The sequence below is a fragment of the Teredinibacter turnerae T7901 genome, assembly GCF_000023025.1.
Lineage (GTDB): Bacteria > Pseudomonadota > Gammaproteobacteria > Pseudomonadales > Cellvibrionaceae > Teredinibacter > Teredinibacter turnerae_B.
Genome location: NC_012997.1, coordinates 1367254 through 1382475, shown reverse-complemented (window position 1 = coordinate 1382475; position 15222 = coordinate 1367254). Strand labels below are relative to the sequence as shown.

Here is a 15222-nt window from a genome sequence, read left to right as displayed (position 1 = left end):
CTACATCATTTCTTCGCCGCCGCCGCCGAGATTAATCTCACCGGCATCGGCCATACGGCGGGCAATAACAAGAATTTCTTTTTGCGCGCTTTCCACTTCGGACACTTTCACCGGCCCCTTCGCTTCCAAGTCGTCACGCAGCAACTCTGCCGCGCGCTTGGACATATTGCCAAATATTTTATCCTGCAAGGTTTCGTCAGCGCCTTTAAGGGCAACAATGAGCACATCGGATGAGACTTCGCGCAACAGGGCTTGAATACCCCGGTCGTCGACATCTTTGAGGTTCTCGAACACAAACATCAGGTCCGCAATCTGGTTGCCCATATCTTCGTCTATTTCACGAATGGCATCCATCAGTTCGCTGCCTATGGAGCTGTCCAGATTGTTAACAATTTCAGCCGCCGTTTTATAGCCGCCCATTTCTTTGGTTTGCGAACCGGCGCTTCCGGAGAATTGTTTTTCGAGAATGTTGTTTAATTCCTGCAAGGCGCTCGGCTGTACTGTATCTAGAGCGGCTACGCGCATCATGACATCCAGGCGCACTTTTTCCGGAAAAAATGCCAGTACCTCGGCAGATTGATCCGCATCGAGATAGGCAATAACAATGGCCTGAATCTGTGGGTGTTCGTTGCGAATAATATCAGCGACGGAACGGGCTTCCATCCATTTCAGGGTATCCAGGCCGGTGGTGTTACCACCAAGCAAAATTCTGTCGATAAGACCGTTAGCTTTATCTTCACCGAGCGCAGAGACCAGCATATTGCGAATATAATTATCAGCGCCCATACCCAAACCAGTTTGGGTGCGCACTTCGTCAAGAAAATTCGCCAGCACCACTTCCACTTCATACTGCTGAATATTATTAAGCGCAGCCATCGCCGTGCCCAGGCGCTGAACTTCTTTCGGACCCATATGTTTGAGAATTTCTGCAGCGGCGTTCTCACCTAATGTCATCAGTAAAATCGCCGCTTGATCCACGCGGCTGATTTTAACTTCCGGCTTGCCATCTGCACCAATATTTTGTTCAGGCATAACTACTCTTCATTAATCCAGCGTTTAATCACTTGCGCCACACGGCCTGGATCTTCTGCAACCAAGCCTTTCACCGCATTTAATTGCTGCTCGTACGTTTCTTCCGGGCTGGGCAGTGCCAGCGCATCGCCACCAGTGAGCGTTACGGTTTCGTCAGACAGCGAATCAAACGAATCGATACCTGCAGCCTGCAACGCTTCCAACTCTTTTGCTTCTTCTTCCGCCTTCGTTTTGGCTCCAGCGCCAGCAAGACTTTTCAGCACTGGCCGCATCAAACCGAGAATCAGCGCGACGATAATCAAGAACCCAGCCAGCTGTTTTGCCAGTGACAAAAACCAGTCTTCTTTCCAGATGGGTAAATCACCACTGTCAAAATCCAGTTGCGCGACAAACGGTTCATTCAGCACGTTCACACTGTCGCCTCGCGCGGCAGAAAACCCGACGGCATCACGTACCAGTATAGCCAGCCGCTCCAATTCAGCTTCTGTCCAGGGAACGCGAGTGGCCTCGCCGGTCTCAGCGTTGCGTTGCACTTTATCGTCCACCACCACAGCCACGGTCAATCGACGCAGGCGCCCCTTTTGATGCTTGGTATAGCTAACCGTGCGATCCAGTTCGTAATTGCGTGTAGCGCGACTCTGGCTCTGCTGGGGCGGCGTTTGCCCGTCTCCGCCACCACCAGGTACAGCCACTTCTGGCGCTGCACCGTCGGCAGGCGGTTGATTGGTGAGCGCGCCGGGTATGCCGCCGGGGCCACCAGCGCCGATACGCTGCTCTTCGGAGGTTTGTTCGCTGCGAATTGCCGGTAAATCCGGGTTAAAGGTCTCGGCCGCCTGTTCCATTTCGGTGAAGTCCAGATCTGCTGCCACCTCGGTTTTAAAATTGGCGTCGCCGATTATCGGAGTCAACAGGCGGCGAATGCGCAACACAATATCGTCTTCCACTTTACGGGTGTAATCGAGGTGTTGGCTCGCTTGCGCCAGTTTCTCGTCTTCTGGAGCGACCTCCATCAAATTGCCTTTTTGGTCGACGATGGTTACGTTCGTCGAATCCAATTCGGGTATGCTCGCAGCCACCAGGTTGGCTATGCCCGCAATTTGTTTGGGCTTAATAGGCCGGCCCGGGTAGAGATCGAGAAACACCGACGCGCTGGGTTCGCGTCCATCGCGAACAAACACCGACCGCTTGGGGATCGCGAGATGGACGCGCGCCGAACGCACTGAATTAATACTGGCGATGGTACGCGCAAGCTCGCCTTCCAGACTGCGCCGATAACGGGTTGCTTCCATAAACTGGGAAGTTCCGAGCGGCTGCTCCTGATCGAGCAGTTCAAAACCAATGGTCTTATCGCCTTGGATTCCGTTCTCGGCTAATAGAATGCGAGCCTTCTGCAACTTGTCGACTGGCACCAGCAGGGCGCCGGTACTGCCATCAATTTTGTAGGGTATGTCATTAAAGTCCAGAACTTGCCCGACCTCTGCGGAATCCAGGCGATCCAGACTGCCGTACAGTGGTTTGTAGTCTTCGCCCTGGCTCCACAACACCACCGCAAAACCAATGGCGACGCTGGCTGCCAGGCCCACCATTAACCCGGCCTGACGAATTAAATTTAAATTATTAAACCCTTCAATTAAGTCGCCCGCGGGGTTAGCGCTTGAGGGAGAGGCCGCATCTGCCATGGTCAATTACCGCAATCAATTAAATAGGCATGTTCATAACATCGCGATAAGCCTCGACCAGCTTATTGCGCACCTGGACCATTGCATCGAACGCAACACCCGCTTTTTGCGACGCGATCATTACATCGGTTACGTCGACGGAGGAATCACCTCGCACGTAGGACTCGGCCATGCTACTCGAGGCCTGTTGTACCTCATTCACTTTATTAACGGCCTGCTCCAATAGCTCTCCAAACTGCGGACCATTAAGTTTGCGCGCCTGGTCTGCGCCCTGTACGGCTCGATCGGCATTAATAGCACCAGGGCCACCGAATGCAGACGATTGCTGTTTAAGCGCACGCATCTCCAGCAGCAGTCGATTAATATCCATTTGATTACTCATGATCGAACCCACACGTTATTTGCTTTGAGTACAAATATTTCTGTTGCCAGACAACGACAATATTTTGTCGTTTATTCGGCTACATTCATTTTCAAATCAAATTTTGCACAAAGTGGGCCAAGACTTTCCGCCGGCAATTTTTGTCCGCCGAACGAAAAAGCGTTTTCTTTTAGAGGGCTGGATAAACACTATTGCGAACGAAGTTTTTTAAGGTAGGCGCACGATCTAGAATGACAGTGAGCGCGAGTCAGGAGTGGGAGCTTTGCTATAGGGGAAGGGCCGAACCACTTGCCGCGATTCAGCCCGAAGAGAAGTTTAGAGCTGTAAGAAAATTTCGATTAAATATCGAAATCGAATTCTTGAACTTCTTTTAACAACCGAAGTTCTTCGATTTTATTTTCCAGCTTACGACGGGCGTCGATCTCGGGAATGCTGGTTGATAAATCCTCGTCAATTCCGGATTCCAGCGTATTTTCCAAGATCACATTTTCTAAGTCAGAAGAACTATCCAAAACCTCGATACCCATACCGTCGACTCCCAGGTAATGCGCGTTAAAGAAAAAGGAAATGCATCAAAACTAACTGCCGCTATCCTGTCCGGTGAGTGTGACAACTGAATGACGACTTACCAAAAGCGGGCCTTCTTTTCGCGATAATACCAAAAGTATTTGCAAATAAAAGCATTTTTGTGCGCTGCCTGGCAGGAGTCTAAAAAGCTTGGTTGCAGCACACAAAAATGTCGGGGAATGGTGTGGGCATGGCGCCAAAATACTGACTTTTCAATTTTTTCTAAAATAACGCAACCGCGTCTAAATCGTAGCCTTCATCGCGCAAACGGGCGAGTTTATAGCGCAAGGTGCGTGCGCTGATCCCGAGTTTCTCGGCGGTATTTTTTTTGCTGCCGCGTTGTTCCCGCAGGGTTCGCACAATAATTTCAAACTCGCGTTTCATAAGGTCGCGCCCCAGCTGAGGGCCATCATCCAATGTCATTGCAGCACTTTCTGCAAGCCCCTGGTTGGCAGTCGGGCCAGCGCTGTACGCTTGCTCGCCGCCAGCTATTGCCACCGGTGCCTGCTGGGATACAGCCACATCCACCAGCGAGGGCTTCTCGCTATATTGTTCTCCACCGCTCAATCCCAAGTCCAGTGCGGTGATGTTATTTCCGGGCTGCAAGATCAACGCACGTTGCATCACATTATCCAGCTCGCGAACATTACCCGGCCAGGGATACTGCAGCAGCGCTGCCCGCGCTTCGTCCGTCAGTATCACGTCGCCCCGGTGCTGTTTGCCCGCGTGGCGACTCAGCAGTTTCTCGGCCAGCGGTAAAATATCTTCTTTGCGATCCCGCAGTGGCGCCCATTGCAATGGCAGTACACTCAGGCGAAAGTACAAGTCCTCGCGGAATTTTCCTGCCGCCACCTGCTGACGCATCTCGCGGTTGGAGGTGGCAATTACCCGCACATCCAAGGGAATATTTTTTCTGCCACCCAAACGCTCAACTTCTTTTTCCTGTAATACGCGGAGCAGTTTTGCTTGCAGGCCCAGGTCCATTTCCGAAATTTCGTCCAGCAACAAAGTACCGCCGTTGGCCTGCTCAAATTTTCCCGGCGCCGCTTGATAAGCGCCGGTGTAAGCGCCTTTCTCGTGACCAAATAACATGGCCTCGAGCATATTTTCCGGAATCGCCGCGCAATTTATCGCCACAAACGGACGATTGGCGCGAGGAGATTTCTCATGTATGTAGCGCGCTAGTACTTCCTTACCGGTCCCGGATTCGCCGATCAGAAGTACAGTGGAATCCGCCTGTGCCACCCGACAGGCCAGCTCTAGCAAGTGCCTACTGGACGGGGCCTGCGCCACTGGTTCGCAGTCGGATTTGGCGAGAGGCTCAACCAATTTGTTCACCGTTTTCAGCAACAGCTTGCCTTCGAAAGGTTTCACCAGATAATCCACAGCACCGTTGCGAATGGCTTCAACGGAGTCACTGATGCTCGCGTAAGCGGTAACCAGCAACACTGGAATATGGGGGAAATGCTGTTTAACGTGTAGCAGTAAATCGTGGCCACTCATCTTGCCCATATTGACGTCGGAAATAATCAAGTCGAAGGCGGCATCCGCTTTTAGCATTTCCACAGCGGCTTCCGCGTTTTCGGCTTGGGCGACGGAAAACTTTTCCAGTTGCAGGGTATCCACGACGGCCTCTCGCAGATCGAAATCGTCTTCTACGACAAGAATTTTTGCGCGCTTGGAACTCATTGTTAACTCCACCCTGTTAGGCATATTTTTGTTCGTAAACCGGTATTTGCAGGAGTGCAGTTACTCCCTCCCCCGGCTCCGAAAATAATTCAAATTGGCCCCCATGGGCCCGTGCAACCGATTGCACCACCGCCAGACCCAGCCCTGTGCCTTGCGCTTTGGTAGTAACAAACAGATCTTTCGCCTGCGCCAGTAAAGCCGTGGACATACCAGGGCCGTCATCGCTGATTTCGATGGTCAGTGTCGAGATGTCCTCGCCACTCACCGCCCGACCACAGTCGAAAATAACTTCGAGATTAGCCCCCTCTCCCTGGGCCTGAATCGCATTGGTAACCAGGTTCATAAGCGCACTGATCAGCGCCTCGCGGTGACATTTGATAGCGACCGGCGTTTTCAATCGCCATTCGCAGCGACTTTTGGAGGTGGCGAGAGGAACTTCTGCTGCCGCCTGTAAGCCGGCGAGCAGATCGCCAGCGCCAACAATATCGTTGAGCGGCAGCTCGCTTTTTACGAATAACAGCATGTCGCGCACCTGGCGCTCCATGTGCTGTAGGCGACCGTAGAGTTTGTGGGAAAATTCGGCGCGCTTGGTATGATCGAGTTCGCCCTGTGTCAGGTGCTCTGCATACAGCATCGCGGCAGACAGGGGCGTGCGCACCTGGTGAGCCAGCGCCGACACCATTTTGCCCATAGCCGACAGACGCTCTGAACGGCTTACCCGCTGTTGCAGCTCACGGGTTTCGGTAAGATCCGTTAGCAGGATGATCTGTCCACCCAGGCCCGTTTGCGCGGGCGAGCGATGCGCATCCAGTGAGCTGGTCGCAACGCTCAGACGGCGACCGGCGCGTGTGGACACTTCCAGACCATCGTCATTCTTGGGGGCAAAGCATTCAGCGATCACTTCGCGCCACAAGCGGCCTTCCAGCGCGACCTCCAGCAAGATGCGCGCGGCGGGGTTGCATTCGACGATATAACCCCGGTTGTCCAGCACAATTACCCCCGCAGGCAGTACTTCCAGCAGAGTTTGCATCTGGGTGGCGAGTTGTTCGCGCGAAGTTTGCTCCTGTACTTTTTCAGCCGAAACCCGGTCCAGCTCGCCGGTAAGCTCCGCCACCTTGCTCTCGAGCATGTGGTAGGAGCGGGTCAACTGCGCCGACGTCTCGTTAAAAAATTGAAATGCTGCCGCGAGACTGTCTTGCTTATCGGCAAAAGAGTCCAGCAGTTCATCGCCGTCTTGGCGTTTAAGAAGGGCTTCACCTGACATCAAACCGTCACCTCAAACTAATCTGAGGGTGATTTAGCAAGCCTGATGCCAGATATTTATATCTATATATATCAACAGGTTGGAGTGCTAACAGTGCAAGAAACCCGGTTTGCGACGGGGAATTGACAGCTCACACCGCCAGCGCCGGCACTGTGCCGACACCGGGCGAAGTGCATAAATCACGGCAATTTGGGAGCCTCCATACCAGGGCCTGTTGACACTAATGGAAACAACCAGGTTGAGGCTAATAATAACTCGGCGTATTCCCCTCGCGGGTGATAAATACACTGGTTTCACCGGCCGACAGATTGCGTAAGCTGGAGGAATTCGCGGGCTTGTATTTGCCGCCTTCATAGGCTTGCAGCGCATTGTAGAGTTCACGAATAAAGTAATCCGCGTCCTGCGCACTGGGCGTGTAGGCGACCACGCGACACATAGTGCTGCGGCACTCCACACCAGCCAGGCTTACGGTTTCCAGCGCCTGCCACCTTTCCGCGGCGGCCTTTAACCCGGCCTCGTACTCTGTTGCCCAGTCGAAATCCACGGGCTGCTGGTCAAAATTCGTGTTGGCTCGCTGATAGGTTTCTATCTCAGCCTGCTGCATCTCCTGGGTTCGGCTATCAGTCTCGGCCAAGCGTTGTGGGGTTTGCTCTGCAACGCTCTCGGCGGGCGCCTCCGGCAGATTCGGTGCAGCCGCAGAATCGGCTACCGAAAAGGGTTGTGCAGCGCTAGCTACCGGCGTTGGTCGTACATAGGTCACCGGCGGCGGCGCGGGTGCCACGCGTTTAGGCGCGGGCGCAAATTCCAGAGAAATGGGAGGTGCCGGGCGCACCGGACGAAAAATAACCGCAATCACGCCTGCAAGCGCAACCAGCACAAGCAAGGCAAGAAGCGTAATTTGCGTTTGACCCCGGCTGAAAATAGCCCTCATATGCCACTCCTGTTATCGTTTTTTTCGTGTTTTGAGAGTCGCTGTCAGCGAGTAGAGTTTCGCCTGAAGCCGCATTTTACACCAGAGAAAACAGTCTGAGACAAGCGGTCGCAGCATGGCTGCGAAATTAAAGGCATCGCAGCCAAAAGTGGTCAATGGAGCGGTACAGACCAAAGAAAGTCGGTCGAGAAGCATGAAACTTCATGAAGAAGCTATACGTAAGAGGTACGGCGAAAGGTACAGCAAGAGGTGCGGCAAGAGATACAGTAAAAAACTGCATTAAAAAACCTCAGTAAAAATCTACAGAGGGCATTCAGAGCGGGAAGTAACACCTCACCCGCCGCACCCACGACAACCCACAGAAGGCGAGTCTCGTGAACCCGCTTTGTCCATTCTATTTAAAAACCCGCATAAACTGAGTGCAAGCACAGCCTTCAGTTTATGCTGGCCTTGTTTATAGGTGGACTACTGGGGCAATCAGCCGTCGATTAGTCCGTACTGTTCTCTCAGGATGGCAATAATTTCGGCTTTCGGATTCTCCGACAACACGATTTTTTCGCCGGTAATTTTCTCGGCGATATCGGTGTAGGTTTTGGAGACTTCCATCAACAACGCCTCCGGCAGGGCGTTATCGCGGGCAAGCGCGCTGCGTTCGTCCATGCGATCTTTATTGAGCAGAATGTCCGGATCGGGGAAATAATTCAGTAGCTGCTGACGGAACACTTCTTTGGAGTTTTCGATCACTTTGCCGTCGCGGTAGTTCGGGCCATCCCAAATACGCGAGGAGTCCGGGGTACCCACCTCATCCATGTAAATCAATTCTTCCTGACCTTCGGCATTGGTGACGTAGCCAAATTCAAATTTGGTGTCGACAAAAATCTGATCCAGTTTTGCCAGTTCATCGGTGATCACATCAAAGCCTTCTTTGAGCAGCTTTTCGTAGGTGTCGATATCACGTTTGTCGGCAAAGTTGAACGCAGCGTAGTTGTCCTCAATGTTCTGGCGGGTGATATTAACGTCGTCCGCTTCTGGCACACCGGGAATCCCTTTTAATACACCTTTGGTTGATGGCGTAATCAGCAGTTCTGGCAGCTTTTGGTCTTTTTCCAGGCCATCTGGAATCTCAATGCCGCAGAATTCGCGCTCACCTTTGGTGTATGACCGCCACATGGAGCCGGTAATGTATTGACGACAAATCGCTTCGATCATAACCGGGCGTGCTTTCTGTACAATCCACACAAATGGATGAGGAATGTCCAGAATATGGCTGTTCGCCAGGCCCTTCTCGCGGAACAAACGAAACCAGTGGTTGGAAATCGCATTTAGCGCAGCACCTTTGCCAGGCACACCGTTCATACCGCCTTCGCCATGCCAAATGCAATCAAATGCGGAAATGCGATCACTAATCACCATAATCGCCAGAGGGGCGTCAGACGCGACTTTGTAACCCTTTTCCTTAATCAGGCGCTGGCTGTCTTCGTCGGTCAGCCAGTAGACCGAGCGGACTTTGCCACTGTGTACAGGTTGATTGGTGCGGATGGGGAGATCGTTATTTACTGATAAAACGCGCTCGGCAAGGCTCATTGATATCACTCGCTCGGTTAACAGGATGTCGGCCTGCACTGCGGCAAAGGGCTTAAGTGCAGGAAAACCGCCGATAATAGCAAAACTGGCCGACGGATATCATCCCCATTTTTTACCGGGCATTACGCCAGGAATCAGCTTCTCTGAAGCCCGTATTTGCGCATTTTTTCGACCAGCGTCGTGCGGCGTATAGCGAGCTGTTCAGCCGCCCGTGCTACCACGCCACCGGTGTTGTCGAGTGCCTGTTGGATCAGGCTCTGCTCCAGCCCGGCGATGTACTCTTTCAGATCGATGCCCGACTCCGGCAGCAGCGCAATATCGCCTTCGGCCACGACCGTCGGCTTGCGTGTTTCTTCGGCGGGCTGCTCGAAGGATTCCACTTCAGGCACTTCACCATGACGGTATTTCTGCGGCAGATCCTGCAACCCCACAATACCGAATGGCTTCATAATCGCCATGCGCTCGACCAGATTGGCGAGTTCGCGAACATTGCCCTGCCAGGGGTGATTACACAGCGACATAACTGCTGCACTGTTAAACCGGACCGAGCCGCGCTTTTCGCTTTCGAGACGGGAGATCAGCTCCTGGATCAGCAGCGGAATATCTTCTGCGCGCTCCCGCAAGGATGGCATTTCAATGGGGAAAACATTGAGCCGATAGTAGAGATCCTCACGAAATTTCCCCTCTTCGATCATCTGCTCAAGGTTGCGGTGTGTGGCCGCGATAATGCGTACGTTCGTATTAAACGTGCGGTTTCCGCCCACCCGCTCGAAAGTCCGTTCCTGCAGAACCCGCAGAATTTTTACCTGCATGTGCAGTGGCATATCGCCAATTTCGTCGAGAAACAGGGTCCCGCCTTCGGCCAGCTCAAAACGCCCTGCTCGCGCATTAATCGCCCCGGTAAACGCGCCTTTTTCATGACCAAAGAGTTCGCTTTCGAGCAGTTCGGCCGGGATCGCGCCGCAGTTTACCGGCACGAAAGGCCCGTCCCGACGCGTGGAGTGGTAATGCAGGTTGCGTGCGACCACTTCTTTACCGGTACCCGACTCACCCTCAATCAGCACCGTCACATCTTTATCGGCCACCTGACTCATCATTGCCCGCACCGCCTGAATCTGGCGGCTGGTACCGACCAGACTGCGGAATAAATGCACCGGACGCTTCGCATCGCCGGCATCGCGGCGCCGCGCTTCGTTGTATCGCTGCGCGCGATGAATAATGTTGGTCAGAATGTTGTAATTAACCGGTGCCGATAGACGATCGATTATCAGGCTTTTCAGGTAATTATTGCTGCTGCTTTCCAGCGGGTGGGGCTCCCCGAGCAACACGATAGGTGCGAGAAAGCCCGCTTTTTGAATTTTGTCCTGCAGCTCGGTCAGATGCGTTGCATTGTTGCAGGCGCCGAGAATCAGCATGCCTGCGGAATCGCCTTGTTCTAGCCAGGAGTCTACTTCGAGGAAAGAAGCGGATTCGACATGCTCTCCCAAAAACTCAAAAATCACCTGAAAATCGCGGCGGGTTTGCGGGTCGTCGTCCAGCAACAAAATCGTTTGTTCGTTTAACATTCACTCTTTCCAAAACTCGATACTGCGTAAACACCAAGAGCGGCAGTCTACACCATCAGCACCTGACTGTAATTTGACACGGGCCTATCGGCGTCATTAACCTCATTATTAATAGTCAACAAACCGCCAAGGGTCAAATTTCCGACATTAAGTTTTTAGACTAAATCCGGGTGAGCATTAAGTGAGCTTAGAACGGAGGCAGGCGATATTCGCCAGACCTCACCGGCCTGGCAATTGCGAGGCGCAAGCAGGCGAGGCAAAGCAAGGAGCAGGGTTAACGGCAACTCGCAGGAGAACACCGCTTAGAACAAACGCGGTTAATTGAAAAGACGAAGTAAAACCCCGCTACGCATCGTCAACTTGTACGCGTTTAGGACGCGGGACGGCTCGTAATATCTTAGCCTCGGCGCTGGCCTGTTCCGGCAATTGCGCCACGATTTCCGCGTAGAGCTTAAGTACAGATTCCATTTCGTTCACCAGCGCGGAGGTGTCACGCTGCGGGTCGTCAAGGGCATGAGACAGACAATCACCGAGTTTACGGTCCCAATCGCGCAGTGCGTCCCAGTCTTCTTCGCGAAACGATTTCTGTAATTCTTTGCGCGCACGTATCAAACTGAAATGGGCAGAAGAAATAACAGACATTAAGTTCACCAGGGGTTGAGTTGAAAACTGTGGAGCTTTTCAGCTCTACAATTTTACTAACGGCAACCCAAAGCAAAACTTTAGCTAAGGCATGTGCAAACTTATCGGTGATGAACGGTATTGCGGGAAGGCAAACATTGGGAAAACATGTCTCCGGCTGCGGAAATACATCCTTGCCGGGCGAACACAGAGGTTACTCTGCGTTCGCGACTGATATCCCATCCCAGCCCTGGCGTACATTTTCGATGAGCTTGCCTACCTCAGTTAATGCCAGCATTTCTTCTTTTTCCTGACAGGTTTGCAGGCGCTCGGTCATATAGCTGTAGAGCGAATCTAAATTCACAGCGATTTCACCCCCTGCCTCCATGTTCAGGCTCTCGCGCAATCCGTTAATAATGCCGAGAATCTTTTGTACCAAAAGCACCTTATCCTGCTCATTGCCGTCACGGATACAGGCTTTAGCTTGAGAAACGCGTTCCAGGGCACCGTTAAGCAACAGTGAAATCACCTGATGTGCTGTCAACTCGTTGACGTTTTCTTCCATCACAAGCGCAGCATTTGTTGGGGCCACTGCCATGGCTACCTCCTCTTTACTCAACATTCAGCGGCAGAAAATTGCCGATATTTACTCGTAGTAGTGACAATGCAGAAGAAGTGCCAAGAATTGACATTTGGCTGAAGGAAAGTAGGGAAAAGAGAAATATGGAGGCCGGACAAACTTGCCCGGCGAGCGAGGTAAAAAAGCGGTCGTTAGCCTATTTGTTGCCAGGCATCGCGCATATTGGCCAACAACGAAGCCGCTTCATCAAGTAACTCGGTATTTGCCTCGCGGTGCGCCTTAACCAGAATACTTTGAATATACACGTAAAGCGCTTCCAGATTCGCGGAAATATCGCCGCCCTCATCGTGGTTCAGGTTTGAACGCAAACCACCCACAATCGCAATAGCAGAATTTATTTTCTTACCACGCAGCTCGATATTCTGATATTGAATAGCGCCCTTGGCTTGGGCAATACGTTCGAGCGCCCCTTCGTACAACATATCAATCAGTTTATGAGGTGATGCGACCTCAACGTTGGCGTTGCGGTGTACTTGAGCGTATGAATCTACGGCGAATTGAGCGTTCACGATAACCTCGTTTAAGAACCAACGGTGAATAACAAGTTGGGGATTAATGCTGCTATAACTTATATCGACCGCTTGGCGAGGAGCTTTAGCATTTTTCAGCGATATTATAAAGGAACCTCTGATTAACCTAGTAATTTCTCTGCGTGACCTGCGGCGATTAGTTGTTAGGCGCCTTTCGCAGTTAATGGCCTTAGTCCTTAATAAGAAAGGCAACGCCACAAATGATCGCCGCAGGCCGCGCCCTACGGGGCTTACAGGAATTTAACCTGAGGGTGTTGCGCTCGTTCGCCGTGCAACCAGCACGCCTCGCTCACGCGCCTACTCATGTTAAATTCCTGTAAGCCAGAGGAATCACTATGTTAATCAGAGGTTCCTAAATACGCTTGAAGTAGAGAGAGTATGGCAGATTATACCGGCAGTGTGAGCCTGCCTGAGACCCGAGGAAAAGCCTCCGGGGAGATAGTTGTCACGGGGTTCACACAGTGGCGATACGCCCGCGCTCAAGGCAGTGAAACTCACCAGCACTTAACACCGAATTATTCACTTACAGCGTAAGGAAACTCTGATCAACCCCTAGGTGACCAGCACGCCTTGCTCCCGCGCCTACTCACGTTTAATTACACAAAGCCAGAGAGATCACTAGGCTAGTTAGAGTTTCCTTAATTATTTTTGGCGGTAAACGGTAGGGTATCGATCAGGTTTTCGATAAATCCACCGGATGTATTCAGCCCGTTCAGAATGCGCTCCATGGCGATAAACTGATTCATCAGTCGTTCTTCGTATGCTGTCATTCGGCGATCCAGAGCTTCCTGGTCATCATCCAGGTCTTCCAGCGAAGCCTCGAGATTGGTTTCACGAGTGGCAATCAAACCTTTACTGCCGAGAAATCCATCGATCAGATCTTCCAGTTCACCCGCAAAACCCCGCGAAAAACTCACCGTAGCGGAAGTTGCGTTCTCGCCAATAATAAGGCCCAAACCCTCCCCGGGCTGGCCGAGTGATGGCAGCAGTACATTGCCAGAACCAAACGCGGCTACACCATTCACGGTACCAGCGACAGTTGTACCGGCGGTGCCTGTCGCCACAGACAGGCCGAGATCAGTGGTAAGGTCGGCGCTCGCTGTGGTGATAGAAACGTTTGAGGATGCACCATATTTTGTGGAGGTGAATTCGAATCGGTTATTGTCCGCGTCGTAGCTGACAGTCACGCTGGCATTCGCGGCAGCGAGGGTACTATCGGAGTTAATCAGCGATTGCAGGGCAAGTGCCATTTCGTCCTGGCTCGCGTAAACATCCGGTGCCAGGGTGAGCGTGCCGGAAGAAACGCCATTCACGTCTACCGTAAATTCGTGGGTTTTACCGGAGGTGTCGAAATTAGGAAAGCCCGCAGCAATTGCGCCCCCGGCCAAACTACCTTTACTTGGTTGAGTGGTAACAACAACATCGTAGTCGCCACTGGCCGTGCGGGCATTGCTGCTGTTGATAAAAATCTGGCTGTCCGTGGTATTGTTCGCAGGCGCAAACAACTTTTGCACGTCTTCGAAATTTTTGTCCATCGTTTTGCCGAAAGTTTCTTCGTCAATACTCATGGTACCGTCAAGCTCCGTGCGAATACCGATAGCGCCCAGAGACGAAAAACTGGCGTCCCCAATGCCTGGCACCGCACTCGCAATAGTCGTTCGAATTTGCGACATCATGGATTTGGCAAGTGCGTCGTTGGCCAATGACCCTGTAACTTTAACGCTCTCGCCTTCGTCATTCTCCTGATCGGTGATACCCATCGCCGGTTTAACAGCATCCAGAAACAGATTATAGGCCTCTACGAACGCGCGAATATTTTGTTCGGCAAAAGCCTTATCGTCGGAAACGGTAATCGTTACTTTGTCGCCCGGCGCCGCTTGCAGCACATCCATACTCAAGCCCTCGACAATATCGTCGATGGTGTTGGACTCCCGATAAATATTCAATCCGTTCAAGGTGAGATGCGCATCGGCGCCCGCCTGCAACTGGGTAAGCTGTGAGGCAGTTTCGTTAAATGTAAAGCGAGACAAGCCGGTATTGTCATTGTCGGTTGGAGTACCGCCGGATTCTGCCGCCGAAATTTCCAGTTGGTTATTTACCCCGGACTCCGCCGTAATCTGCAAAACATAGCCGTTGAGACCATCGTTGACGATCGTCGCCTGTACACCAAAATCCGCATCATTTATGGCGTCGCGAAGCCCTTCCAACGAATTATTTTCACTGTCGATGGTAATCTGAACTTCTTCGGTATCCAGGTCCGGCGTAAAGCCGTTAGTGCCCAGCATCGCGCCAGCGCCGTCCACGGCCACATTACCAAAGCGGAAGGTCAAAACCCCTTCGCCTACAGCATCGGTTGGGTCACTGAAAGAGAGCGACGTTAACGACTGGGACGCAGCAATATCTTCCACGGTGAAGTTATAGCTGCCAGGTTGCACGGTGGTGTCCAACCCCGTTGGCACCAGTGCGGTACTTTCGGTATAAGAGGCGGTTTTACTGAACATACCGTCTGGGTCGGTCAGTACTTTTGCGGCATCCTGAAGGGTCGCCAGCGCGCTGCTCAGTAAACCAAAATCAGAAATTTGCGACTCCGCTTTATCGCGCTTGGAGTCGATACGGTTTTGCGGCGCAGCGCGCTCGATTTCCGTTAATTGTTTGGTGAGATTTTTAGTGTCGATACCAGAACCGGCACCCAACGATTGGATAATATTATTGTCGATCATAACGCTTCTCCAAAATTA

General features: G+C 52.2%; 14 protein-coding genes. 1 reads left to right on the top strand and 13 read right to left on the bottom strand.

Annotated features, from left to right (window positions below):
• From fliG to fliS (TERTU_RS05830), 12 genes are all read right to left on the bottom strand, one after another.
• Positions 1-1032 (bottom strand): flagellar motor switch protein FliG, encoded by a 1032-nt coding sequence (fliG, locus tag TERTU_RS05885; protein ID WP_015817500.1) that lies wholly within the window; start codon positions 1030-1032, stop codon positions 1-3.
• Positions 1033-1034: 2 nt separating this feature from the next.
• The gene (gene fliF, locus TERTU_RS05880; protein ID WP_015817368.1) at positions 1035-2711 is read right to left on the bottom strand and encodes a flagellar basal-body MS-ring/collar protein FliF; all 1677 of its coding nucleotides are present in this window, start codon (positions 2709-2711) and stop codon (positions 1035-1037) included.
• Positions 2712-2730: 19 nt separating this feature from the next.
• Positions 2731-3093, bottom strand: a complete 363-nt coding sequence (gene fliE / locus TERTU_RS05875) for a flagellar hook-basal body complex protein FliE (protein ID WP_015817944.1) — start codon at positions 3091-3093, stop codon at positions 2731-2733.
• A 338-nt stretch (positions 3094-3431) separates the two neighbouring features.
• On the bottom strand, positions 3432-3605 hold the full coding sequence (locus TERTU_RS05870; RefSeq protein WP_228378277.1) for a PA3496 family putative envelope integrity protein: 174 nt from the start codon (positions 3603-3605) through the stop codon (positions 3432-3434).
• Between the two features lie 277 nt (positions 3606-3882).
• Positions 3883-5349: a sigma-54-dependent transcriptional regulator gene (locus TERTU_RS05865; protein ID WP_015819717.1), complete on the bottom strand. Its 1467-nt coding sequence runs from the start codon at positions 5347-5349 to the stop codon at positions 3883-3885.
• Between the two features lie 16 nt (positions 5350-5365).
• A complete protein-coding gene (locus TERTU_RS05860; protein WP_015820378.1) occupies positions 5366-6613 on the bottom strand; it encodes a sensor histidine kinase in 1248 nt (415 codons plus the stop codon).
• A gap of 244 nt (positions 6614-6857) precedes the next feature.
• Positions 6858-7544, bottom strand: coding sequence for a hypothetical protein (locus tag TERTU_RS05855; RefSeq protein WP_015820657.1), 687 nt, complete (start codon positions 7542-7544; stop codon positions 6858-6860).
• 477 nt (positions 7545-8021) lie between these two features.
• Positions 8022-9128 (bottom strand): phosphoribosylaminoimidazolesuccinocarboxamide synthase, encoded by a 1107-nt coding sequence (locus TERTU_RS05850; protein ID WP_015818654.1) that lies wholly within the window; start codon positions 9126-9128, stop codon positions 8022-8024.
• Positions 9129-9262: 134 nt separating this feature from the next.
• Positions 9263-10693, bottom strand: coding sequence for a sigma-54-dependent transcriptional regulator (locus TERTU_RS05845; protein ID WP_015818173.1), 1431 nt, complete (start codon positions 10691-10693; stop codon positions 9263-9265).
• Positions 10694-11038: 345 nt separating this feature from the next.
• On the bottom strand, positions 11039-11335 hold the full coding sequence (locus tag TERTU_RS05840; RefSeq protein WP_015819628.1) for a hypothetical protein: 297 nt from the start codon (positions 11333-11335) through the stop codon (positions 11039-11041).
• 193 nt (positions 11336-11528) lie between these two features.
• Entirely contained in the window at positions 11529-11912 is a 384-nt protein-coding gene (gene fliS / locus TERTU_RS05835; protein WP_015819337.1) for a flagellar export chaperone FliS, read from the bottom strand.
• A gap of 173 nt (positions 11913-12085) precedes the next feature.
• A complete protein-coding gene (gene fliS / locus TERTU_RS05830; protein ID WP_015820425.1) occupies positions 12086-12463 on the bottom strand; it encodes a flagellar export chaperone FliS in 378 nt (125 codons plus the stop codon).
• Positions 12464-12862: 399 nt separating this feature from the next.
• Here fliS (TERTU_RS05830) and TERTU_RS21955 point away from each other — a divergent pair, with 399 nt between their 5' ends.
• Complete coding sequence (locus TERTU_RS21955; RefSeq protein WP_187148801.1) at positions 12863-13018, top strand: hypothetical protein; 156 nt, start codon at positions 12863-12865, stop codon at positions 13016-13018.
• Positions 13019-13122: 104 nt separating this feature from the next.
• Here the strand turns inward: TERTU_RS21955 and fliD are convergent, their stop codons facing one another.
• A complete protein-coding gene (fliD, locus tag TERTU_RS05825; protein ID WP_015817736.1) occupies positions 13123-15204 on the bottom strand; it encodes a flagellar filament capping protein FliD in 2082 nt (693 codons plus the stop codon).
• Positions 15205-15222: the final 18 nt, after the last annotated feature.